The 22,567-nt window shown below is 73.1% G+C and carries 22 protein-coding genes; 9 read left to right on the top strand and 13 right to left on the bottom strand.

Going from position 1 to position 22,567, the window contains the following annotated elements; all coding sequences use genetic code 11:
* Nucleotides 1-63 precede the first annotated feature (63 nt).
* Nucleotides 64-630 carry an NADPH-dependent FMN reductase gene (locus tag DVA66_RS03795; protein ID WP_114558850.1) on the bottom strand — a complete coding sequence of 189 codons (567 nt, stop codon included), beginning with the start codon at nucleotides 628-630 and terminating at the stop codon, nucleotides 64-66.
* 132 nt (nucleotides 631-762) lie between these two features.
* A complete protein-coding gene (locus tag DVA66_RS03790) occupies nucleotides 763-1,977 on the bottom strand; it encodes a Gfo/Idh/MocA family protein (RefSeq protein ID WP_114558849.1) in 1,215 nt (404 codons plus the stop codon).
* Nucleotides 1,978-2,215: 238 nt separating this feature from the next.
* Between DVA66_RS03790 and DVA66_RS03785 the strand changes: the two genes are divergently transcribed.
* Nucleotides 2,216-3,079 carry a manganese catalase family protein gene (locus DVA66_RS03785; protein WP_114558848.1) on the top strand — a complete coding sequence of 288 codons (864 nt, stop codon included), beginning with the start codon at nucleotides 2,216-2,218 and terminating at the stop codon, nucleotides 3,077-3,079.
* 51 nt (nucleotides 3,080-3,130) lie between these two features.
* Here the strand turns inward: DVA66_RS03785 and DVA66_RS03780 are convergent, their stop codons facing one another.
* The gene (locus tag DVA66_RS03780) at nucleotides 3,131-3,853 is read right to left on the bottom strand and encodes a lysoplasmalogenase family protein (RefSeq protein ID WP_157973818.1); all 723 of its coding nucleotides are present in this window, start codon (nucleotides 3,851-3,853) and stop codon (nucleotides 3,131-3,133) included.
* A 131-nt stretch (nucleotides 3,854-3,984) separates the two neighbouring features.
* On the opposite strand from DVA66_RS03780, the gene idi reads away from it, so the two are divergent.
* The 4 genes from idi to DVA66_RS03760 all read left to right on the top strand — a co-directional run bounded on the left by idi (nucleotide 3,985) and on the right by DVA66_RS03760 (nucleotide 8,249).
* Nucleotides 3,985-4,512: an isopentenyl-diphosphate Delta-isomerase gene (gene idi / locus DVA66_RS03775; RefSeq protein ID WP_114558846.1), complete on the top strand. Its 528-nt coding sequence runs from the start codon at nucleotides 3,985-3,987 to the stop codon at nucleotides 4,510-4,512.
* A 138-nt stretch (nucleotides 4,513-4,650) separates the two neighbouring features.
* On the top strand, nucleotides 4,651-6,120 hold the full coding sequence (gene crtI, locus DVA66_RS03770) for a phytoene desaturase family protein (protein ID WP_114558845.1): 1,470 nt from the start codon (nucleotides 4,651-4,653) through the stop codon (nucleotides 6,118-6,120).
* 13 nt (nucleotides 6,121-6,133) lie between these two features.
* On the top strand, nucleotides 6,134-7,051 hold the full coding sequence (locus DVA66_RS03765) for a phytoene/squalene synthase family protein (RefSeq protein ID WP_114558844.1): 918 nt from the start codon (nucleotides 6,134-6,136) through the stop codon (nucleotides 7,049-7,051).
* Between the two features lie 46 nt (nucleotides 7,052-7,097).
* On the top strand, nucleotides 7,098-8,249 hold the full coding sequence (locus DVA66_RS03760; RefSeq protein ID WP_232821737.1) for a DUF5914 domain-containing protein: 1,152 nt from the start codon (nucleotides 7,098-7,100) through the stop codon (nucleotides 8,247-8,249).
* Nucleotides 8,250-8,267: 18 nt separating this feature from the next.
* Here DVA66_RS03760 and DVA66_RS03755 read toward each other — a convergent pair whose 3' ends face one another.
* Nucleotides 8,268-9,236 carry a hypothetical protein gene (locus DVA66_RS03755; RefSeq protein WP_114558842.1) on the bottom strand — a complete coding sequence of 323 codons (969 nt, stop codon included), beginning with the start codon at nucleotides 9,234-9,236 and terminating at the stop codon, nucleotides 8,268-8,270.
* Nucleotides 9,237-9,411: 175 nt separating this feature from the next.
* On the opposite strand from DVA66_RS03755, the gene DVA66_RS03750 reads away from it, so the two are divergent.
* The gene (locus DVA66_RS03750; protein ID WP_114558841.1) at nucleotides 9,412-9,648 is read left to right on the top strand and encodes a hypothetical protein; all 237 of its coding nucleotides are present in this window, start codon (nucleotides 9,412-9,414) and stop codon (nucleotides 9,646-9,648) included.
* Between the two features lie 32 nt (nucleotides 9,649-9,680).
* On the opposite strand, the gene DVA66_RS03745 is transcribed toward DVA66_RS03750, so the two are convergent.
* Genes DVA66_RS03745 through DVA66_RS03730 form a run of 4 tightly spaced genes read right to left on the bottom strand, consistent with a single transcriptional unit; the run spans nucleotide 9,681 to nucleotide 12,731 of the window.
* Nucleotides 9,681-10,484: a nitroreductase family protein gene (locus DVA66_RS03745; protein ID WP_114558840.1), complete on the bottom strand. Its 804-nt coding sequence runs from the start codon at nucleotides 10,482-10,484 to the stop codon at nucleotides 9,681-9,683.
* Nucleotides 10,484-10,831 (bottom strand): hypothetical protein, encoded by a 348-nt coding sequence (locus DVA66_RS03740; RefSeq protein WP_114558839.1) that lies wholly within the window; start codon nucleotides 10,829-10,831, stop codon nucleotides 10,484-10,486. Before DVA66_RS03740 ends, DVA66_RS03745 begins: the two co-directional genes overlap by 1 nt.
* Nucleotides 10,828-11,529: a class I SAM-dependent methyltransferase gene (locus DVA66_RS03735; protein ID WP_198671455.1), complete on the bottom strand. Its 702-nt coding sequence runs from the start codon at nucleotides 11,527-11,529 to the stop codon at nucleotides 10,828-10,830. The genes DVA66_RS03740 and DVA66_RS03735 overlap by 4 nt, the downstream gene beginning before the upstream one ends.
* Nucleotides 11,526-12,731 (bottom strand): type III polyketide synthase, encoded by a 1,206-nt coding sequence (locus DVA66_RS03730; protein WP_114558838.1) that lies wholly within the window; start codon nucleotides 12,729-12,731, stop codon nucleotides 11,526-11,528. Before DVA66_RS03730 ends, DVA66_RS03735 begins: the two co-directional genes overlap by 4 nt.
* A 387-nt stretch (nucleotides 12,732-13,118) precedes the next feature.
* Here DVA66_RS03730 and DVA66_RS03725 point away from each other — a divergent pair, with 387 nt between their 5' ends.
* Nucleotides 13,119-13,796 carry a Type 1 glutamine amidotransferase-like domain-containing protein gene (locus DVA66_RS03725; RefSeq protein ID WP_157973817.1) on the top strand — a complete coding sequence of 226 codons (678 nt, stop codon included), beginning with the start codon at nucleotides 13,119-13,121 and terminating at the stop codon, nucleotides 13,794-13,796.
* A gap of 209 nt (nucleotides 13,797-14,005) precedes the next feature.
* Here the strand turns inward: DVA66_RS03725 and DVA66_RS03720 are convergent, their stop codons facing one another.
* From DVA66_RS03720 to DVA66_RS03705, 4 genes are all read right to left on the bottom strand, one after another.
* Nucleotides 14,006-15,841: a LamG-like jellyroll fold domain-containing protein gene (locus tag DVA66_RS03720; protein ID WP_114558836.1), complete on the bottom strand. Its 1,836-nt coding sequence runs from the start codon at nucleotides 15,839-15,841 to the stop codon at nucleotides 14,006-14,008.
* A gap of 157 nt (nucleotides 15,842-15,998) precedes the next feature.
* Nucleotides 15,999-17,171, bottom strand: a complete 1,173-nt coding sequence (locus DVA66_RS03715) for a DNA glycosylase AlkZ-like family protein (RefSeq protein WP_157973816.1) — start codon at nucleotides 17,169-17,171, stop codon at nucleotides 15,999-16,001.
* Between the two features lie 252 nt (nucleotides 17,172-17,423).
* A complete protein-coding gene (locus DVA66_RS03710) occupies nucleotides 17,424-17,744 on the bottom strand; it encodes a hypothetical protein (RefSeq protein ID WP_114558834.1) in 321 nt (106 codons plus the stop codon).
* 46 nt (nucleotides 17,745-17,790) lie between these two features.
* A complete protein-coding gene (locus DVA66_RS03705; protein WP_198671453.1) occupies nucleotides 17,791-18,684 on the bottom strand; it encodes a phytanoyl-CoA dioxygenase family protein in 894 nt (297 codons plus the stop codon).
* A gap of 93 nt (nucleotides 18,685-18,777) precedes the next feature.
* On the opposite strand from DVA66_RS03705, the gene DVA66_RS03700 reads away from it, so the two are divergent.
* Nucleotides 18,778-19,611, top strand: a complete 834-nt coding sequence (locus DVA66_RS03700; protein ID WP_232821735.1) for an AraC family transcriptional regulator — start codon at nucleotides 18,778-18,780, stop codon at nucleotides 19,609-19,611.
* A 10-nt stretch (nucleotides 19,612-19,621) separates the two neighbouring features.
* A complete protein-coding gene (locus DVA66_RS03695; protein ID WP_114558851.1) occupies nucleotides 19,622-20,689 on the top strand; it encodes an inositol-3-phosphate synthase in 1,068 nt (355 codons plus the stop codon).
* A 9-nt stretch (nucleotides 20,690-20,698) separates the two neighbouring features.
* Here the strand turns inward: DVA66_RS03695 and ggt are convergent, their stop codons facing one another.
* On the bottom strand, nucleotides 20,699-22,486 hold the full coding sequence (gene ggt, locus DVA66_RS03690; RefSeq protein WP_114558833.1) for a gamma-glutamyltransferase: 1,788 nt from the start codon (nucleotides 22,484-22,486) through the stop codon (nucleotides 20,699-20,701).
* Nucleotides 22,487-22,567 lie beyond the last annotated feature (81 nt).

Genomic DNA, 22,567 nt, shown 5'->3' with positions numbered 1-22,567 from the left:
CGCCCCCCGGCAGCACGAGGGCCCGGACCGATCGCTCGGTCCGGGCCCTCGTGCGTCCGGGTCTCAGGCGCTGCGCAGCGGCTTCAGCGCGCCGGCCCAGGCCTCCAGCTGGTCGAAGAGGTTCCCCGCCCCGGCCGCGTGCCGGTCGCCCGGCGTGAACGCCGAGAAGTTCTCGAAGTCGGTGAAGAGCGAGAACGACAGCTGGGTGCGGACGTGGGCGATCTGCAGCTCGGAGCAGATGCCGCGCAGGTGCTCGATCGCCCGGGCGCCGCCCAGGGAGCCGTAGGAGACGAAGCCCGCCGCCTTGTTGTTCCACTCGGCGTAGAGGTAGTCGATGGCGTTCTTGAGCACGCCGGAGGTCGAGTGGTTGTACTCGGGGGTGACGAAGACGTAGCCGTCGTAGCTGGCGATCTTCTCCGCCCACGCCTTGGTGTGCTCGCCGGCGTACTGGCCCATCGCCGGCGGGACGGCCTCGTCGAGGTGGGGCAGCGGGAAGTCCTGCAGGTCGACCAGCTCGTAGCGGGCGCCGGTGCGCTCGCGGGCCTGCTCGAGCACCCAGTCCGCCACCGCCTTCCCGTTACGGCCGGGGCGGGTGCTGCCGAGGATGACGGCGATCGTGAGGTCGGTCATGGGTGCGTGGCTCCACTTCGGGTCCGTCCGCTGCCGGCTGGCAGGTGACGATGCCCGACAATACATGAACGTTCAACTAAATCTCACCGAGGAGGGCGGCCCCGGTCGTGCGGCGCCGCCCTCCCGCGGATCTCACCAGGCCGGGGCGGGCCCGTCGCCGAGGTCGGGGATCGGCAGCCGGACGCCGCCCTGCTTGGCCGACTCGTAGGCCACCACGCCGGGCATGGTGAAGCGGGCCGCCACCCAGGCGTTGACCGGCGGCTGCGTGTTGGTCGTCACCGCGCGGACGAAGTCGTCGGCGAGGAAGTGGTGGGAGCCCTCGTGGCCGTTGTGGGCGCCCTCGAACTCCTTGGGCAGCCGCGACCTGTCGTGCACCTTGGCCAGCCCGCTGGCGAAGGACTGCATGAGCGCCGGGTCGACGTCGCCGAAGCCCTCCGGCACCTGGTGGGTGTGGGTGTAGAAGAGGTCGGAGATGTCGAGCGTGGCGCCCTTGGCGTAGTCCTCGCCCTCGGTCTTGACGCTCCAGGTGGCGCCGTCGCCGGTCTGCTCCATGACCGACTCGGTGCCGTAGAAGCGGAACCGGGACTCGTGGCCCTTCCAGTAGCCGACCCGGCGGAACTCGTTGGTCCGCATCACGCCGCCGTCGGCCAGCTCGAACAGCGCCGACATGTTGGAGAAGGTGTTGCCCCACTTCGAGACCTCGGCGTCGAAGACCCCGTCACCGCGGTCGTCGGGGATGCCGATGCAGGAGACGCTGGTGGCGTGGGTGGGCAGGGCGCCCAGCACACCGCCGATCGCGTGGGTCGGGTAGAGCATGGGCGGGTAGGACGCCTCGCTCTTCCAGTTCTCCCCGCCGGAGTAGCGGTAGGCGTTGTAGAAGCCGTTGTCCATGTCGTGGACGTAGTCGCCCTCGGAGTAGAAGACCCGGCCGAGCTCGCCCGCCGCCACCTTCTCCCGCGCCCAGACCACGGCGGGGTTGTAGTAGCTGGTCTCGCCCATCATGTAGATGAGGCCGGTCTCCTCGACCTTCTTGACGATCGCCTCGATCTCGGCGCCGATGGAGGCCATCGGCACCGCGGAGTAGACGTGCTTGCCCGCCTCCAGCGCCTTGAGCACCCACTGGCCGTGCGTCCAGCGCTGGGTCATCACCGCGATGGCGTCGACGTCGGAGGCCAGCATCTCCTCCGCGCTCTCGAAGCTGCCGGCGATCTGGTACCGCTCGACGTGCTCCGCCGCCCGCTCCAGGATCAGGTCCGTCACGTACACCGCCTCGACATCGGGGTGCAGCTGCCAGAGGCTGATGAAGCTCCGGGCGAACTGCCCGGTGCCGATGACGCCGATCTTCATGGTTGCAGTGGTTCCTTCCTGATGAGGAGCCGCCGCCGGCGGGCGTACGGCTGTGTACCGGCACGACCCTGCCACGTCCGGCGCCGTCGTGGGAGCCGGACCACCGGGGTGTCTCGGAGATCGCGCGGACCGGGTGGGTGTGCGTGTGACCTCCGCCGGAGGTGGGTACCTCGACAGTCCAACCGCTGACCGGCGCCAGAGCCCGCGACGCCGGACGGACCCCAACGGAAGGTCTCCCATGTTCACCCACCAGAAGGCCCTGCAGTTCACTGCCAAGCCGGACGCCCCGGATCCCGCGTTCGCCCGTCGTTTCCAGGAGGTGCTCGGTGGCAAGTGGGGCGAGATGACCGTCGCCCTGCAGTACCTGTACCAGGGCTGGAACTGCCGCCTGCCCGGCAAGTACAAGGACATGCTGATGGCGATCGGCACCGAGGAGCTCAGCCACGTCGAGATGATCACCACGATGATCGACCAGCTGCTCGACAAGCCCGGCGCGATGGCCGCCGACGACACCACCGGCTCCACCCAGGCCAGCGAGTACGGCGCGCAGAACCCGCAGCACACCATCGTCAACGGCGGCGGCGCCTACCCCCACGACAGCAACGGGGTGCCGTGGAGCGGCGCCTTCGTCACCGCCAGCGGCAACCTGATGGCCGACTTCCACCTCAACGTCACCGCCGAGATGCAGGGCCGCCTGCAGGTCGCGCGGCTGTTCCACATGACCGACGACCAGGGCGTCAAGGACCTCATCCGCTTCCTCGTCACCCGCGACCACATGCACCAGATGCAGTGGCTGTCGGCGATCGAGGAGCTCAAGGCCGACGGCCTGGACGACATCCCGGTGCCCGAGGCGTTCCCGCTGGGTGAGGAGTTCGAGGAGTTCGACCGGACCTTCATCCAGGCCAGCGACGGTGCGCAGGCCACCGACGGTCGCTGGGCCTCGGGCCCGGCTCCCGACGGCCGCGGCGACTTCCGCTCCGCGGTGGTGCAGGCCCACGGCCAGGAGCCCGAGCTGGCCCCGGGCGACCCGCGCCTCTACGGCACCAACCCGCTGCAGGAGACCAAGGGCCTGATCGGCAAGGCCAAGGACGCCCTGAAGTGAGCTCAGCCCGACCCGGGTGGCCCGTCCGGCGCGACGCCGGGCGGGCCTACCTCACCGGGCGGGCTGGACCCCGCGGGACGAGTTCTCGACACGGTGCACCACGCCGCTCACCAGCAGCACCAGGGCGACCAGGTACAGCGCCACGATGATCGCGTCGTCGGCGGGCAGCTGGAAGCCGGGGAGGAACGCCCGCCAGGCGATCAGGCCGGAGGCGAGGACGTAGCCCACGCCGCCCCAGGTCGCCCGGATCCCGATCCCGGTGGCCAGCACCGGCATGGTCACCAGCAGCATCCCGTAGAGCACCACGAACGGCCACAACCCGCCCGACCCGGGAAGGCAGACCCCGATCAGCCCCACCACACCGATGGCGTACGGCACCAGCAGCGGGGGGCGCTCGCTGGCGATGCTGCGTCGCCAGGTGGGCAGGAACGCCGCGATCCAGCCGACGTGCGCCAGGGCGTGCAGCAGGATCGAGCCGGCCAGCTGGGCCGGGGCCGGCAGCAGGACGGGGACGGCGTCGCCGAGCCAGCCGAAGCCCAGCGCCACCGCCGACCACCGCACCAGCGGGGTGTGGCGACCCTGGGTGCGCAGCAGCAGGTGGGCGATCAGCGGCGGCACCAGCAGGACGTGGGTGATGCCGCTCGTCGGCAGCTCGAGCAGGAGCTGGACCAGGTGCACCACCGCCACCACCACGAACAGCACCAGGGGCCACGAGACGACGCCGCCACCGACCCTGCTCGTGGCAGGACTCCGGTCGGTGGCGTCGACGTGCACCGGGTCAGTATGTCGGCTGATCCGGGTCAGGGCGAGCCCTGCCGCGTCCGGTACCTGCCGCCCGGGGAGGCCCCGTGGGGGCGCAGACAGGCGTGAGACGCTGTCGCGAGACCGAGGAGAAGAGGACACCGATGGACGATGTCGTGCTGCTGGACGCCGGTGGTCGGGCGATCGGTACGGCGCCCCGGCGCTCGGTGCACACCCGTGACACCCCGCTGCACCGGGCGTTCTCCCTGCACCTCCTCGACGGTGCGGGCCGGACGCTGCTGACCCGCCGGGCGCTGACCAAGACCACCTGGCCCGGGGTGTGGACCAACAGCTGCTGCGGCCATCCCCAGCCCCGCGAGGACGAGTCCGGCGCCATCGAGCGGCGGCTGGGTGAGGAGCTCGGGGTGCGCGTGCGCGGGTTGCGCTGCGTGCTGCCCGACTTCCGCTACCGCGCCACCGACGCCAGCGGGCTGGTCGAGAACGAGCTCTGCCCGGTCTGGGTGGGCCGGATCGAGGGCGAGCCCTGCCCCGACCCCGACGAGGTGGCCGAGTGGGCCTGGATCGGCTGGGACGACCTGGTCACCGCCGTCCGGGCTGCCCCGGTGGTGTTCAGCCCGTGGGCGGTGCTCGCGGTGCCGGCCATGGCCGAGGCGGGTTTCCGCGGCGACTGACCCGCGGCGCCGCTCCGGGCCGGCCCCCGCGGCCCGTCCCGACCGGACCGGAGCCGTCCGGGGACGGGCTGGTTGGATGGCGGCGTCCGCGTCGACTCCGCAGCACCGGCGACGTCCAGCGAAGTGAGGAGGAATCGCATGCGTCATCCCGTCGTGGTGGTCGGTGCCGGTCTGGCCGGTCTGGCCACCGCCTGCCGGCTGGCCGGTGCCGGCTACGAGGTGACCGTGGTCGAGCGCGGGCACCAGCCCGGTGGACGGACCGGGCGGATCGAGCGCGACGGGTTCTCCTTCGACACCGGCGCCACCGTGATGACCATGGTCGACCTACTCGAGGACACCGTCGCCGCCGCCGGCAGCCGGCTGGACGACCTGCTCACGCTGCAGCGGCTCGACCCCGCCTACCTGGCCCAGTTCGCCGACGGCTCACGGATCCGCGTCCGCAACGGTGCGGAGGCCATGCGGGCCGAGGTCGCCGCCGTCAGCGGAGCACGCGAGGCCGAGCGGTTCGACGACTTCGTCGAGTGGCTGCGCGAGCTCTACGAGGTCGAGATGGCCCACTTCATCGACCGCAACTTCGACTCCCCGCTCGACCTGCTCAGCCGCCCCGTGCCGGCGGCCCGGCTGCTGGCCCTCGGCGGGTTCGGCCGACTCGGCCCGGCCGTGCGGCGCTTCTTCGACGACGACCGGCTGCGGCGGTTGTTCAGCTTCCAGGCGATGTACGCCGGGCTGCCGCCGTCCTCCGCGCTCGCGCTGTACGCCGTCATCACCTACATGGACAGCATCGCCGGCGTGTACGCCCCCGACGGCGGCATGCACGCGGTGCCGACCGCGCTGGCCGAGGCCGCCGCCCGCGCCGGGGTGACCTTCCGCTACGGGCTGGAGGTCGACCAGATCCAGGGCCGCGGCGGCAAGGTGGCCGCGGTCCGGCTGGTCGACGGTGAGGTGCTGCGCGCCGACGCGGTCGTCCTCACCCCCGACCTGCCGGTGGCCTACCGCGCCTTCTTCCCCGAGCTGACGCCGCCGCGGGGGGTGCGGCGCGGGGTGTACTCGCCGTCGGCGGTGGTCTGGCACGTCGGCGTCCGCGGCGAGGCGCCGGCCGACCGCGCCCACCACAACATCCACTTCGGAACGCAGTGGGACGAGGCCTTCGACGCGCTGATCAAGCGGCACGAGCTGATGCCGGACCCGTCCCGGCTGGTCACGGTGCCCTCAGCCACCGACCCGTCCCTGGCACCGGAGGGCTGCTCCACGCTGTACGTGCTCGAGCCGGTGCCGAACAACCGCAGCGGCATCGACTGGAGCGAGGAGGCCGGGCCGATGCGCGAACGGCTGCTGGGCTTCCTCGACGCCGAGGGCTACCCGACCGATGTGGTGTGTGAGGAGATGTACACCCCGCGCACCTGGGAGCACCTGGGGATGGAGCAGGGGACCCCGTTCGCGCTCGCCCACACCTTCGCCCAGACCGGGCCGTTCCGTCCGCCCAACGTGGAGCGGCGGCGTCCCGGGGTGTTCTTCGCCGGCTCCGGCACGGTGCCCGGGGTGGGTGTCCCGATGGTGCTGGTCAGCGGCAAGCTGGCCGCCGACCGGGTGCGGGGCTGGCTGGGATGAGGGGTGGGTGGGGATGAGCGGGTCGGAGCGGATCGCGGAGGGCTACCGCGAGTGCGCGCGGCTGACCTGGCGGCACGGCACCACCTACTGGTGGGGCGCGCAGCTGCTGCCGCCGGCCCGGCGGCGCCAGGTGTACGCGGTGTACGCGCTGTGCCGGCTGGCCGACGACATCGTCGACGCCCCCGACGCCACTACGCCCGCGCTGGCCGAGGCGACCGGGCGCGAGCTCGAGGCGTTCGGACGCCGGTTCTTCGACGCGGTGGCCGCCACCCGGGAGGGGCGTCCGGTGCAGGAGCCGGTGCTGGCCGCGATCGCGGAGTCGGTGGTGGTCGCCGGGATCGAGCGGGAGTGCTTCGAGCGGTTCTTCGCGGCGATGGCGATGGACCTCACCACCACCAGCTACGAGACCTTCGACGACCTGCTCGGCTACATGGAGGGCTCGGCTGCGGTCATCGGGGAGATGATGCTGCCGGTCCTCGACCCGGTCGACCCGGCGGCGAAGGGTCCGGCGCGGGCGCTCGGGTTCGCCTTCCAGCTGACCAACTTCATCCGCGACGTCGGGGAGGACCTCGACCGCGGCCGGGTGTACCTGCCGCAGGCCGACCTGCGCCGCTACGGCGCCGACCCGTGGCTGCGGCGGGTGACCCCGCAGTGGCGGGCCGCGCTGGCCCACGAGATCGACCGCAACCGCGAGCTCTACGCCGAGGCCGACCGCGGGGTGCCGATGCTGCCGCCGAGCTCGGCCCGCTGCGTGGCCACGGCGCGGGTGCTCTACTCGCGGATCCTGCTGCGGATCGAGGAGGCGGACTACGACGTCTTCAGCTCCCGGATCCGGGTGCCGCGCCCGGAGAAGCTGTGGGTGACCGCCACCTCCGTCCTGCGTCCGCAGCGGATGACCCGCGCCGCCGCGCTGGCCGAGAGCACCCCGTGAGCCCGTGCAGCGTCCTGAGCCTGTCGAAGGACGGAGAGGCGACCGCATGACCGCACCACGACGCTCTGAGCCGCACCCCCGACGCCCTGAGCCGCACCCCCGACGCCCTGAGCCGCACCCCCGACGCCCTGAGCCGCACCCCCGACGCCCTGAGCCTGTCGAAGGGCGGGACACCGCGAACGCCACCACGACCACCCCCTCCGGCCGTGTCGGCCTGCTCGACGAGGTGCGCGCCCGGATCCCGATCGCGTCGCGCCCGGTGCCGCCGCGGGACCGGCTGCTGCCGTCCTGGCGGGACGCCCGCCCGGGCCGGATCCGCAAGGCGCTGGCCGTGGCCGAGGCCACCGAGGCCGGCGGCTGGTACGTGGTGGGCGCGAGCACCGACCTCGGGCCGGACCGCTCGATCATCCGCCACGTCGCCGGCGATGAGGTCGTGCTGTGGCGCGACACCGACGGCTCCCTGCTGGCCGGTCCGGGCTCCTGCCCGCACCTCGGCGCGCTGCTGACCGACTGCGAGGTGAGAGGCGGGGAGGTGTACTGCCGCTGGCACGGGCTGGCGCTCGGGCGTCCCGGCTGGGGCCGCTGGCGCACCTACCCGGCACTCGACGACGGGGTCCTGCTGTGGGTGCGGCGCCCGACCGAGGGCGAGACCTTCACCGACGCGCCGACGATCACGCCGCGTCCGCCGCTCGAGCGCTCGATCGCCGCGGTGGTGGCGATGCCGGGGGTGTGCGAGCCGCGGGACGTGGTGGCCAACCGGCTGGACCCGTGGCACGGCAGCTGGTTCCACCCCTACGCGTTCAGCCACCTCGAGGTGGACGAGCCGGCCAGCACCGACGAGCGGCTGGTGGTCGAGGTGACGTTCCGGCTCAGCCGGCGCTACGGCGTCCCGGTGCGGGCCACCTTCACCTGCCCGGACCGGCGCACCATCGTCATGACGATCATCGACGGCGAGGGCACCGGATCGGTGGTGGAGACCCACGCGACGCCGCTCGGGGTCGGCGCGGACGGGCGTCCCCGCACGATGGTGACCGAGGCGACGGTGGCGCACTCCGAGCGTCCCGGGTTCGCCGTGGCCCAGCGGGTGGGCGCGCTGATCCGTCCGGCCATGCGCCGGACCGCGGCCAGGCTGTGGGTCGACGACCTGGTCTACGCCGAGCGCCGCTACGAGGTGCGGCGCCGCGGCGAGTTCCTCTGAGTCCTCTGCGGGGACGGGTCAGCGGCGCGGGGTGATCGAACCCTCGAGCACCTCAGACGCCGGGCAGCTGACCTCCCCGCGGCGTCCGTCGGTGGTGGTCAGGCTCAGCTCGGCCAGGTACGGGGTCTCGGTGCGGGTGAAGAGGGCCCGGCCGTCGCGCTCCACCGTGGTGGTGGGCGGACCGGCGGGGACGAGCCGCAGCCGGAGGGTGAGCGTGGCCACGGTCTCGCCGGTGAAGATCTCGGTCAGCGGGGCGACGAGGGTGCCCTGCAGCCCGCGCATGCCGATCTCGCCCTGGGCCTTCAGCGGGTTGACGCCGTCGTCGACGACCACCTCGGCGTAGGGGGCGGAGCGGTCCTCGCCGCTGAGCCGCACCTGGGTGTCGGCCGTGCCGGCGAAGGTGCAGATGTCGGAGCCGAAGTCGCGGCTGCGGACCACGTGCGCCGACGGGTTGGTGCTGAGGAGGTCGAAGTCGATCCGTGAGCCGTCGCAGGAGAGCTCGTCGACCACGACCTCGTAACCGGGCACGTCGACGGCCACGTCGCTGAACGCGTACTCGGTGGTGGTCACCGTGCCGGTGGTGCGGATGTTGCCGTCGCGCTCGTCGACCTGCTCGACCACCGGGGTGCCCGCGGTGAGCCGGGCGGTCAGGGTGACGGTGCCCACCGGCTGCTCCTCACCGGGCCGGACCGCCTCGATCTCGGCGGTGAACTCGGGACCGAACCGCGCGGTGCCGCCCTCGCCGGCGAGGACGACCACGCCGTCGGCGTCCTCGAGGAAGAAGCCGGACCCGGACTCGCCGGAGGCCGAGCCGGCGCCGGCCTGGATGAAGAGCCCCTCACCGGTGGTGGTGGCGAAGGCGCAGGACAGCTCGTCCACGGTGTTCACGACCCGGGTGGGTGGTCGGCCGGTGGCGGGCGGCGCCACGGTGAGCAGGAGGGTGAGGGCGGCACCGGTGACGGCGCCGAGCAGACGGACGGTTCCCATGGTCGCTTCTCCCCGCTGGGACGACGGGTGCGCGAGGACGCACCCAGCACCACGGTGCCCGACGCGGACCGCCGCGTCGAGACCCCCGACATCGCAGGGCCCGGTGGGTCGTGGTGCCCCGTTGCGCCGGTACGGTCGTGCACCCGTCCACGGACGTCCTCCACGAAAGGTCGACGTGCTCGCCTACCTCCAGCAGCCAGCCGTCCTGGTGCTCCTCTGGGTCGCCGCCTCACTCCTGGTGGTCGGGGTGTTCCTCCTCGTGGCCAGCCGGTTCGTCGACAACGACCGGTGGCCCACACCGAGGAGGGACCTGCTCAAGGACGTCGGCGTGGTGTCCATCTTCCTCACGGTGATGATCGTCGTCGGCCTGCACCGCTCCTACCGTCGAGCGAAGCGGGGAGCCGGCTACTAGGCACGGGCGACCCGACGACCCGACGACCTGCCCTAGCCGGAGGGGGTGTCGTCCCAGCCCTGCTGCGGGGTGGCGCAGGTGCCGCGGAAGACGTACTGGGAGGGCAGCCGGCGCTGGCTGCTGGTCCAGTCGATCGGAGGACGGCGCTGCTCCGAGGGCAGGTAGCCGAGCCGGTAGACGGCCATCAGCTCGAGGTCGTCGGGCACCTGCAGCAGGCGGACGATCTCCTCCCAGCGTCCGGGGACCTCCATCGGGAAGGAGACGAACTGGATGCCCATCCCGATCTCGACGGTGGTCAGCCAGACGTTCTCCATCGCCGCGCCCATGCTGAACAGGGAGTAGAAGGAGGAGAGCTCGCCGGGGCGGTACTCCGAGCGGTCGAGCATCACGCCGAGCAGCAGCGGCGAGCCGGCGACGAGCTTGCGGTTCTCCTCGCCGAGGGTCTGCGGCACCCGCATGGCGTTCATCAGCTTCTGCCCGCGCGGGGTGAACACCTGGGAGGTGAACGGGCGCAGCGGGGCCGGCAGCTTGTCGAACAGCATGCCGTCGCGGCGGCGCTCCATCTCGGCGGCGCTGAAGCGGAAGTAGGGCTTGTAGCGCTCGAAGAAGGTGCCGTTGGACATCGCCTCGGTCATGCTCTCGCCGCTGATCCGGGCGATCTCCTCGATGGTGGCCCGCTCCTCGACGAGGACGAACCGCCACGGCTGGCTGTTGAGCTGGGACGGCGCCCGGCCGGCGACCTCCATCAGCAGCCGCTGGTGCTCCTCCGACACCGGGTCGGGCAGGAACGGACCGTTGGTCGTCTTGCGGCGGCGGACGACGTCGAGGAACTCCATCAGCGGCTCCAGACCAGGACGAGGGCGGACAGGAACGCCGGCGCGGCCGATCCGGCCAGGCCGGTGTGGCGGCGGAGGCGTCCGCCGGCGTAGGGGAGCGCGGCGAGCGGGACGACCGCCGGCAGCAGGGCCAGCCCGGCCGGCCGGCGCTGCACCGCGCTGGCGGCCAGGGCGAGTCCGGTCAGGGTGGAGGTGGCGATGAAGAGGGCGTGGTGCACCCAGCGGATGCGCCGGTTGTCGACCACGCCGGTGGCGACGGCGGTGCCGAAGGCGACGTTGGCGGCGTAGCCGGCGGCCGCCGCGGTGACCAGCGCGCGGGTGGTCCGGCCGGGACGGGTCTCGCTCATCGGGTGCTCCTTCCCGCACTGAGCAGCAGGCGCTGCGGGACCATCGTCTCCACCCGCCACCCCGGCGGCACCACCGCCTCCAGCTCGGCGCGCCGGTAGCTGCGCCGGATCGAGAGCAGCCCGTCCTCGTGCAGGAAGGAGCGCCGGGCGAGGGGGCGCGTCGCCGCGGCCCAGAACGCGTAGCCGGGACGGGCCCGGGCCAGGTCGTTGTGCAGCACGAGCCCGCCGGTGAGCGCGAGGCTGTCGTCGAGCAGGGCGGTCAGCTGGGCGGCGTCGAGGTGGTGCAGCAGGTGGTTGGAGACGACCACGTCGTAACGGTCGCCGCGCGCGACGAGGTCGGCGCTGGCGGCCTGCTCGAAGTGGACGCCGGCGGCGGGGGAGCGGCGGGCGAAGCCGACGGCGCGCTCGTCGGGGTCGATGGCGGTGATGTCGAGTGCGAGCCCGTCGCGGGCCGCCCAGCCGGCGAGGGCGCGGGCGATGTCGCCGCCGCCGGAGCCGATGTCGAGCAGGGTGGTGCGCCAGGCGGTGTCGAGCAGCGGGCGGATCCGCTGACGGTAGAGGCGCCGCCAGCCCGAGAGCAGGCGGTTGACGACGCGGAACTGGCCGTAGGTGCGCTCCAGCCGGACGAGGTCGCAGTCCGGGTCGTCCATCAGCTCGCGCAGGGTGGGGTCGCGGCGGGCGAGGTCGGGAGCGGTCACGAGGTGACCCGGCGGAGGAGGGCGGACTCGACGGTGAGCCCCGGTCCGAACGCCATCGCGGCCACCAGCTCGGGGGTCGCCGGGCTGGCGTCGGCGTCGTGGAGGATGCGGGCGAGGATGAACAGGACGGTGGCGCTGGACATGTTGCCGTGGCTCCGCAGCACCTCCCGCGAGGGCGCCAGCTGCGTGTCGGTCAGGGCGAGGGCGCGCTGCACCCGGTCGAGGATCGCCCGTCCGCCGGGGTGGACCGCCCACCGGTCGACCTGCGGCCAGCCGTCGGCGCCCAGCGCGGGGAGGCGGTCGGCCAGGGGGCGGAGGGCGTCGGCGATCCCGGCCTCGAGGATGCGCGGGACGTAGCTGGACAGCACCATCTCGAAACCGACGTCCCCGATGGTCCAGGCCATGTCGGCCTCGCCGTCGTCGGTGAGCACCGTCTCCTGCGCGAGCACCTCGAGCACCGTCGAGCCGGCCGGCGTCGGGCGGGCGGACACGACGGCGGCGGCGGCGCCGTCGGCGAAGACCGAGGAGGCGACGATCGTGTCCTGGTCGTCGGAGGACCGCAGGTGCAGGGTGCAGAGCTCGACGCAGACGACCAGCACGACGGCGTCCGGCTCGGCCAGGCAGGTCGACACTGCGACGCGGAGGGCGGGGAAGGCGCCGTAGCAGCCCATGAACCCGATGTGCAGGCGACGGGTGGAGGGGGCGAGGCCGAGGTCGCGGACCAGCAGGTGGTCGGGGCCGGGGGCGAAGAAGCCGGTGCAGGAGACGGTGACGACGTGGGTGATGTCGGCGCGGTCGAAACCGGGGGCGTCCGCGATCGCCTGTTCGGCCGCGTCCTTGAGCAGGGGCCGCACCGCGCGGGTGTAGACGGCGTTCCGGGTGCCGGTGGACGGACTGAGGATGGTCCGGGTGGCGGCGTCGACGAAGACCGGGGCGTCCCGGTGTTCGCCGCCGAGCTCGCCGATGACCGTGTGGCGGCGGTCGATCGCGGAGGCGTCGAAGACCGTCCCGACCAGCCGGCGGGCCAGCCGACCCAGACCCGGTTGGCCGGCGAACAGGTCGCGCACCTCGTCTTGGGGCAGGGACGTCGGTGGCACAGCCGTGGCGATCGACACCACGTTGACCGGCCCGGTCGGGGTGGATGCGGTGACGGCTGGCCCCCTCTGCTCCGACGACGTGGCTCGGTGATGGTCGGCGGGCAGTTACCCCGCGTCTGGGAGGGTAACCGCCCGCTGCAGCCGGGGTGGTGGTCGGGGGAGGCGGCGCTGCTTGCGGAGGCCGGACGCCGTCAGTCCGCGCCGGAGTCGGTGCTGCGTCGGACCATGGGCTGTGCGGAAGTCGGGGCCCGCGCGGCATCGTGACCGCGCGCGGAGTACCGGCGGCAGCCGGGCGAGGCGGTCGCCATGGATGTCTCGTCCGTCGACAGGCTCAGGATGTTGGGGTCGAGTGGCGACGTCGTCGCGATCCGACTGGGGCGCGGACCGCACCCGCGGACTCCTCGCCCTCGACACGCTCACGGCTGCGCTGGCATGCACCACGACGGACCAACCCGCTGGACCGCTGGTGATCGCAGCACCACAGTGACCGTCATGACGCGGATCTACCTGGGCGGCGGCGGCAGCGAGCAGGACGAGGGGGCGCTGTGGGACGAGGTCTTCCTCCCCGGGCGTCGGGTGGCGGTCTGGCCCTTCGCGGTGCCGGCCGGGCCCGCGCGGCGTGGCAGCGTGGAGTGGTTCACCAGCGCCCTGCGTGACCGTGGGGACATCACCGTCGAGGCGTGGGGTGTCGAGGAGTCCGGGGACGACGTCGACCGGCTCGACCGGACCGACGTCGTCGCGATCCCGGGTGGCAACACCTTCGACCTGCTGCACCAGCTGCGCGAGCGCCGGCTGCTCGGGGCGCTGGCGGACTTCGCCGCACGTGGCGGTGCGGTGTACGGCGGCAGCGCGGGCGCGATCCTGCTCGGTGCCGACATCGCGATCGCGGAGGTGGAGGACGCCAACGACGCCGGGGTGCGGGACACCCGCGGGCTCGACCTGCTCGCAGGCGCGGTCGTGCGTCCCCACTACCAGCCGTCGCAGGACGAGGACCTGACGACGTGGTCGCGGGAGCACCAGCAGGTGGTGCTGGCCATCCCGGAGCGTGCTGGTGTCGTCGTGAGCGGGTCGTCGGCGCGGAGCGTCGGGCCGGAGGCGGTGGAGGTGTTCACGCCGGACGGTCGGAGCAGCCGGCCGGAGGGGGCGGAGTGGGGGCTCGGCGCGGTCTGAAGAGGGGCGTTCCCGGTCCGGAGCGGTGGTGGGGCTCCTGCTCGCGCGTGCGGGTTGATCGCCCCCTTCGACAGGCTCAGGACGGCGCTTCGACAGGCTCAGGGGGTTGTGGATGGGTTGCGCGGCTGAGTTGCATCCCATCCTCGTGGTCCGGGACGGCAGTGGCGGGGCACCCGGCTCGAAAGGGTGCCCCGCCACGGTCGTCGGGGTCAGCCGTTGAGCAGCCACTCCTCGCGGTCGAGGGCGCGGTCGGCGATGCGGATGTCGCCGAGGCGTCCGGCGAAGCTCTTCTCCACGGTGTTGTCGAAGGAGCTGGCACCGACCAGCCAGGGGCTGGGGGCACCGTCGACACCGATGCTCGGGGCGCTGGGGTTGCGGGCGATCGGGGCGCCGTCGATGTAGGCGGTGGTGGTCCCGCCGTCGTTGACCACGGCCACGTGCCGCCAGACCTCGTCCTCCATCTCGTGGCCCCAGTTGGTCAGGGTGCCGGGCTGGTTGGTCGGGTACATCTCCCACTGCAGCTGGCGGCTGGGCGAGACGCTCAGCGTGGCGATCGGGGCGTCGGTGCTCCAGCCGCCGGTCTTGCCGTGGTCGGCACCGGTGGACAGCCGGGAGAGGATGCCCATCCACTCCCGGGTGCCGCCGCAGCAGTCCTCCGGCAGGCGTACGAAGGCCTCGATGGTGTAGCCGTCGGTGAACTCCTCGGTCTCCAGCGGGGCACCGGCGATGGTGCGCAGGTAGGAGCCGGCGTTGGTGGTGAACTCCAGGCTGCCGGCACCGGGCTGCTGCGGGTCGCTGTCGTCGCGGTAGACCAGCGAGTCGCGGGCCGCGCCGTCCAGACGCTGCAGCTGCAGGTCGTTGCCGTTGCCGGACAGGTCCTCGAAGCCGGGAGAGCCGGCCGGCACCGGACGGCCGTCCTGGCCGCGGCGGTTCCCGAGGTCGCCGAGACGCCAGTAGGCCACCGTGCCCTCCGGCAGGGACGCCCGCACCGGCTCGGCCTCGCGGCGTCCCGGCTCGGGGGCGAAACCGGAGAACCGCTCGGCGAAGTCCAGCTCGATCGAGAACTGGTCGACGGCGCGGTCGACCGGACGGGTCGGGCGCACCACGTCGGCGGCCAGCGGGTTGCCCGCGGCGGCCGCCTCCTCGGCCCACGGGGAGAACGACTCGACGTCGATCATGTCGGCGGTGAGGTCGAAGGTGTAGAGCCGGATCATGCCCGCGCCGCCGTAGTACTGCTCCTGGTAGTTGACGAGGTTGAGCTCGACCGGGTTGCCCGCGGCGTTGTCCCGCTGCCCGCGCGCGGTGGGCCAGAAGTGCCCGCCCATGGCGAGGAAGACCTGGTCGTTGTCGTCGATCAGCCGGTCCCACAGCTGCTGGCCGTAGCCGGAGAAGGTCGCCACACCCTGACCCTCGGGGTCGTCGTGGACCAGCTCGTGGGTGGTGAGGATGACCGGCAGCTCGGGATTCGCGTCGATGACACCCTGGGCCCAGTCGAAGGAGGCGTCGGACATCCGCCAGTCCAGGGCCAGCAGCAGCCACTCGCGCCCGCCGCCGGAGAAGACGTGGAAGGTGTTGTAGCCGGTGGGGTCGCTGCCGCGGAGGGTGCCGAGGTCGGCCACCCGGTCGGGACTGAAGTACTCCAGGTAGGGCGTCGAGGTCGGTCGGTCGGCGTCGGTGCCGCTGGCGTCGTGGTTGCCGGCCAGGGTGCTGTAGGGCATCTCGGCCTCGTCGAGGATCCGGTACACCTCGTCGGCGCCGGCCATCTCCTCGCTGGTGGCGTGCTCGGTGATGTCACCGAGGCCCGCGGTGAAGACGATGTCGCGCTCCTCGCGGTTCTCCACGATCCACTCGAAGGCGTCCTCCACGGGCTCGGGATCGGAGCGGGTGACCCCCGCCTCGTAGTCGAACAGGTACTGGGTGTCGGGCACCACGGCGATGGTGAAGCGGCCGTCGGCGTCCTCCTCGGCGGGGGGCTGGGCGAACGCGATGGTGGGCACGGTGAGCGCCGTCACCGCCGCCGCCACCAGCAGGGCACGGGTACGCATGGGAACTCCTCGAGGGCTACCGGTCTGGACCACCTCAGCCTCCGGCCGGGAACCGACACCCGGACGGCCAGCAGGTGACGTCTGGTCATCGGTCTGTCGAACCCGGGTCGTCCGTGGGTGTGGGCGGGTGGGACCGCCCCGCCACACGGGTCGGCGCTCAGGTGGCGCGGGTGAGCTCGAGGTCGGTGGGCGTCCAGCCCATGGCGGTGGCGGCGTCCCGGACGGCGGGCTCGAGCTCGTCGGTGGGAGGCGACGGGGCCTCGGGGAAGACCGTGACCGTGAAGCGGCGGCGTCGGCCGGTGCCGTCGGCGCGCCAGTGGCCGGCGATCCGGCCCTCGTGCAGCAGCGGGGCCCGCAGCAGGCCGTTCGCCTGGTTCCACAGCACCGCGTGCTGGTCGGCGGTGACGAAGCGCGTGCGGGTGCGGGGCTGGTAGCCGCACAGCAGGGCGTCGAACTCCGGCAGCAGGCGGGTGCCGACGTCGTCACGGCCCCGGGGCGTCGGCTCGGCCACGTCGAGGAAGGTGAGGCCGTCCGGGCCGGGACGTGCGGCGACCCGGTCGCCGAGGTGCTCGACGGCGGCCGCCACGGTGCGAGCGGGCAGCCCGGACCACCAGGCGACGTCCTCCCGGGTGGCCGGTCCGTGGCTGCGCAGGTGCAGCAGGACCAGCTCCGCCAGCGCCTCGGGGTCCGGCAGCGCACGCAGCCGGTGCAGCTCGTCGCCGAGGTCGGGTCGGTGCTCGGCCAGCGCGGACCGGGCCGTCCGGTAGCCGGGCGCCCCCTGACCCTCCCAGCCGCCACGCAGCGGACGCCGGATGAGGGCGCTGTGGCTCACCGCGAGGTAGCGTCCGGGCCCGTCGACCAGGTCGCCGGTGGTCTCGCCGCGCTCGGTGAGGAAGGTCCGCAGCCGCATCCGCAGCTCCGCCGGGGTCCGCCAGGACGTCTCCGCGAACTCCTCCAGGTCGGCCCAGACGGCTTCGAGGGGCACCCGCTGCAGCCTCAGGATGCGTTCCCACTGCGGCCGCAGCCCCACGCGGGTCGCCCGGTCGAGGAGCACGTGCTGCTGCGGGGTGGCGGCGTGCACGGTGCCGCGCAGGGTGCTGCCGCGGACGACCGCGAGCTGCTCGTAGGCGTCGGTGATCGCGGCGTGGTCGACCCCGGGCAGCCGGGCCGCCACCCCGAGGAAGACCGAGCGCGCCGTCTGTGCCTGCACCGGCCCGGCACGGTGGAGGGTGGCGGCCACCTGCGCCGCGCCGCGACCGCGGACGCGTCCGAACTGCCGCCCCAGGGTCAGCCGGCGCAGCTGGTCCCAGGTGTACGGACGGGTCGCCACACCCGCAGGCTGCCACGCCCGGACGTCCACGACCAGCACCTCACAACCGCGCAACCCACGCGGGTGTGGCCGTGCCGTCGCTCTGGAGCCAGCCAGGATGACGCCTCGCCACACTCGGGCTGTCCGGCTGCCGCAGTGATCCTGTGCCAGGGTGACGCCCACCGGCGATGCCACCCGCACAACGGCGCGGCGGCGCGTCCGGCGGACCGCCACCCTGGCGCGAGATCCCCGTGCCAGGGTGCCGGAGTTCGGTCAGGAGATGGAGACGATCCGCTCGAAGAGGAACTCGAAGGGCAGGTAGCCGGTGTCGTACTCCTCACCGCGCGGGTGCGGCTGCAGCTGCGACATCTGCAGCAGCCGCCAGCCGTCGACCAGGGCCTCGACCCCGGTGTCGTAGGGCGGCTCGTCGCTGTCGCCCATGGTCGGGTTCGAGGCGCCGGTGCCGTCGTAGCGCGTCCAGCCGACCACGGTGGAGGTCAGGGCGGAGGAGCTGAGGTAGAGCACGAGCAGCTGCTGGCGCAGGTGCGGCTCGGCCAGCGGGGCGTCGAAGGCGGTCTCGATGGTGGTGGTCATTTTTCTCCTCGGCTGGGTGCTGTTCGGTGGATATCCACTGCGCTGGTCACGCGCCCCAGCCGTCACCGGCCCCGCCGGCGCCGAGCCGCGGGTCGGTGGCGCCGGGCGCCAGGGTGGTCGGGCGGATCCGCTCGCGGGTGAGGTAGTAGTCCAGGTCGAAGTCGTGGTCGCCGGTGAGCACCCGCCACAGCTTGGCCCGGTTGATCAGCTCCAGCCGGCCCTGGCTGCCGTCGGCCCACGGGAAGCGCGTCGCCAGGGTGGCGCGCACCTGCGGGTCGTCGATGTCGTCGGTGTTCCACAGCCGCAGCTGGCGCACCGTCGGGTTGAAGCGGATCTTGAACATGTAGCGGGGCTGGCCCGAGTCGTTGCGGCGTCCGCCGTGCCAGATGCCGTGGTGCAGGAAGACCACGGTGCCCGCGGGGCAGGTGAGCCGGGTCTGGCCGCGGAGGTTCTGGTAGCGCCCGATCGCGCCCTCGTTGATCCGCCGCAGGTGGGTGCCGGGAACGCTGAGCGTGCCGCCCTGCTCCAGCGTCACCTCCCGCGGGTAGTACATGAGCTGGACGTCGAAGGCGTCGGTGCGGGTGTCGAGCACCGCGTCGCCGTGCATGTCCTGGGCGCTGCCGCCGTGCGGGGGACGCACGTGCACCGCGTGGTGGTCGACGGCCGGCCGTGGCCCGACCAGGCTCTGCAGGGCGCCGGCCACCGCGGGCAGGTCGAGCAGCTCGCGGACGAAGCTGCCCTGGGGGTAGGCGTCCTCGACCGGGGTGCCGTAGGGGTGCGGCTCGATCCCGGCGTCCAGGACGTCGATCGCCCGCTCGTTCATCGACTCCGGCACCACGCCGTCGAGCCGGAAGCTGCCGTGGGAGACGAAGTGGGCCATCTCGACCGATGTCATCAGGTGCTTGCGGTCGACCCGGCCGGTGCTGGGGCTGGCTGTCATGGGTTCCTCCTCGGTGCGGCCGGCCTCGACGCCGGCTCCTCCGAACGCTAGGAGCCGGGTTCTGGGCCCGTCGTGGTGCGCACCCGGCCTCCGGTGGTCGAAAATGAGCACGTGGTCGACGAGGTGCTGATGAGCCTGGGGGATCCGCCGGAGGTGGTGACGGCCAACCGCGCCGTGCACGGGGTGCACCAGCAGGTCGACCGCTACCGCCTGCCCGACCTGTGGCAGCTGCACCTCTACGACTACTCCGCCGAGCTGGCCGTGGACGGCGTCGACCTCGAGGTCTCGCCGGGCACGCTCACCGTCATCCCGCCCGGGGCGCAGTCGGTGATGCGCTACCGCGGACCGTCGCGCCACCTCTACGTCCACTTCCGGACGCCGGCGGGCGGGCCCGGCACCCGGCTGCCGATGCTGGTGTCGGCCGGCACGGCGCTGCCGGAGCTGACCGGGCTGCTGACCTCGGCGGTCCGGCACGCCACCGTCCGTCCCGAGCGGACCCGCGCGGACGTCTGGATGGTGCTGCTGCGGATGTCGGAGGCGCCGGCGCCCGGGGATCCGCGGGCCCCCGACCACGTCGCGGCGGCGATGAGCTGGATCGAGTCGCGGCTGTCCGAGCCGGTGACGGTGCCCGAGGTGGCGGCCGCGGTCGGGGTCTCGCACAGCCAGCTGACCCGGCTGTTCCGCCAGCGGGCCGGCACCACCGTGGTCGGCTACCTGCGGCGGCGCCGGGCCGAGGTCGCCCGCCACCTGCTGGAGCGGAGCACCATCTCGATCGGCGCGGTGGCCGGCTCGGTGGGCGTCCAGGACCTGCAGACCCTCAACAAGCTGTGCCGCTCGGTGCTGGGTGCCTCACCGCGCCAGATCCGCGCCGCTGCCCAGGACGGGGCGGCGCGGTCGCGACCGGCATCGCCGGCGCGGCCCATCTAGAGTGACGCGCATGACGACAGTGCGTGTGGGCATCGTGGGGGTCGGCAACTGCGCCGCCTCGCTGGTGCAGGGGATCCACTACTACCGGGACACCCCCGACGGCGAGCAGGTCCCCGGTCTGATGCACGTGCGGTTCGGCGAGTACCACGTCGGCGACCTCGAGGTCGTCGCCGCCTTCGACGTCGACGCCGACAAGGTGGGTCTCGACGTGGCCGAGGCGATCGAGGCCGGGCAGAACAACACGCACAAGATCTGCGACGTCCCGCCGACCGGGGTCACCGTGCAGCGCGGGCCGACCCTCGACGGGCTGGGGGAGTACTACCGCCAGGTGGTCACCGAGTCCGACCGCTCCCCGGTGGACGTGGTCCGGGCGCTCGAGGCCGCCGAGGTGGACGTCCTCGTGTCCTACCTGCCGGTGGGCTCGGAGGAGGCCGACCGCTTCTACGCCGAGTGCGCGCTGGAGGCCGGGGTCGGCTTCGTCAACTGCCTGCCGGTGTTCATCGCCTCCGACCCGGCCTGGGCGGCCCGCTTCACCGCGGCCAAGGTGCCGATCGTCGGCGACGACATCAAGAGCCAGGTCGGCGCCACCATCACCCACCGCGTGCTGGCGCGGCTGTTCGCCGACCGCGGCGTCGAGCTCGACCGCACCTACCAGCTCAACGTCGGCGGCAACATGGACTTCCAGAACATGCTGGAGCGCTCCCGGCTGGAGTCGAAGAAGAAGTCCAAGACCCAGGCCGTCACCTCCCAGGTGCCGCACGAGATGGCGGGCTCGGACGTCCACATCGGCCCCAGCGACTACGTGCCGTTCCTCGCCGACCGCAAGTACGCCTTCGTCCGGCTGGAGGGCCGCGGGTTCGGCGACGCCCCGATCAACCTCGAGTACAAGCTCGAGGTGTGGGACTCCCCGAACTCCGCAGGGGTCGCCATCGACGCCATCCGCGCGGCCAAGATCGCCCTCGACCGCCGGGTCGGCGGCCCGATCGACAGCGTCAGCGCCTACCTGATGAAGAGCCCGCCGACCCAGTACGACGACTCCTTCGCCCGCGACCTGGTGGAGAAGTTCATCCTCGGCTGACGCGCCGCGCTAGTCCTCCTCGACCACCCGCGCGCTGCCCCCGCCGCGCCGGGTCGGCTCGGCCACCGCCTGGAACCGGCCGTCGCCGAGCAGCTCCACCGCGGCCGCCGCGCCGAGCTCGGCGGTGGGGGTGAAGGTGTGCCCGAGGGCCTCCAGCTCGGCGGTCCCGAAGCCCGGCTCGGCCTGGGTGGTGCCGTTGCGCTGGCTGGCCCGCGGCGCGGCCAGCGCGGTCGGCAGGTCCTGGCCGAGGTCGACCCGGTTGACCAGGGTCTGCAGCACGGTGGTGATGATCGTCGCCCCACCGGGGGACCCGAGCGCCAGCCACGGCTCGCCGTCGCGGAGCACGATGGTCGGCGACATCGAGCTGCGCGGACGCTTGCCCGGCCCCGGCAGGTTCGGGTCGTTCCCGCCCTGGGTGTCGGTGAAGCTGAAGTCGGTCAGCTCGTTGTTGAGCAGGAACCCGCGCCCCGGGACGACGATGCCGTTGCCGCCGGTGGACTCGATGGTCAGCGTGTAGGAGACGACGTTGCCCCAGCGGTCGGCGGTGGTGAGGTGGGTGGTCGACGGGCCCTCCGGCGACGAACCGCCCGGGGTGCCGCCGTCCGCGCAGCCGGTGTAGCCGCCGTCCGGGCTGCCCGGGCCGACCGGCCGCGGCAGCACCGCGTCCGGCTCGATGAGGCAGGCGCGCTCGGCGGCGAACCCGTCCGACAGCAGCTCGGTGACCGGGACGTCCACGAAGGCCGGGTCGCCGACGTAGCGGTTGCGGTCGGCGAAGGCGATCGCGCTCGCCTCCAGGTAGTGGTGCAGCACCTGGGTGCGGTCCATCGCGGACAGGTCGAACCGCTCGAGCACGTTGAGCGCCTCACCGACGGTGGTGCCGCCGCTGGAGGGCGGCCCCATGCCGTACACCTCCAGGCCGCGGTAGTCGCTGACGGTGGGCTCGCGCTCCACCACCTCGTAGGCGGCGAGGTCGGCGGTGGTCATCAGCCCCGGTCGCACCACGCGGTCGGCAGCCGGGTCGACCGGCGGCTGCTGCACGGTCTCGACGATGTCCTCGGCGACCGGGCCGGTGGTGATGGCGTCGGCACCCTCGCGGGCGATCAGCCGGTAGGTGTCGGCCAGGTCGGGGTTGCGGAACCGGGTGCCGACCACGGGCGCCTCCCCGTCGGGCAGGAACAGCTCGCGGGTGGCGGGGAAGTCGGCGAACCGGTCGGCGTTGGACTCGGTCTGGCTGCGGAAGGTCTCGTCCACCTCGAACCCGCGGCGGGCCAGCTGGATGCTGCCGGCCAGCGCCCGGTTCATGGTGATGGTGCCCCAGCGCTCCAGCGCCTCCTCCCAGGTGGCCGGCGTCCCAGGTACACCCACCGAGAGCCCGCTGGTGACGGCCTCGGCGAACGGGATCGCGGTGCCGCCGGGGGCGAAGGTGTCCGCGCGCATCGCCGCCGGCGCCGTCTCGCGGCCGTCCAGGGTGTGCACCTCGCCGGTGGCGGCCTCGTAGAAGACGAAGAACCCGCCGCCGCCGATGCCGGCGGAGTAGGGCTCGGTGACGCCGAGGGCGGCGGCGGAGGCGACGGCGGCGTCCACGGCGTTGCCACCGCGGGCCAGCACGTCCAGCCCGATCGCGCTGGCCTCGGGGTCGACGGTGGCGACCGCGCCGCCGCTGCCCACCGCGACCGGCTGGCGCACCGGGCGGGTGCGGGCCTCGGCGTCGGGGGCGGCGACCAGGGTGGCGGCGGTGAGGCCGAGGGCCACCGGCAGCGTCCACCAGCGGGTCCGGACGGGTCGGGCTCGGGTCATCTCGTCCTCCTGAGGGTGCGCGTCCTCCGACGCTAGGCCTCCGAGGCGCTCCGGTCCAGGGGTCGGAGGGGCGCTGACGGG

This window comes from Desertihabitans aurantiacus, assembly GCF_003344635.1.
In the GTDB taxonomy this organism is placed as follows: domain Bacteria; phylum Actinomycetota; class Actinomycetes; order Propionibacteriales; family Propionibacteriaceae; genus Desertihabitans; species Desertihabitans aurantiacus.
Note: the sequence above shows the minus strand (reverse complement) of the source record. Positions and strands in the feature narration are given on the sequence as shown.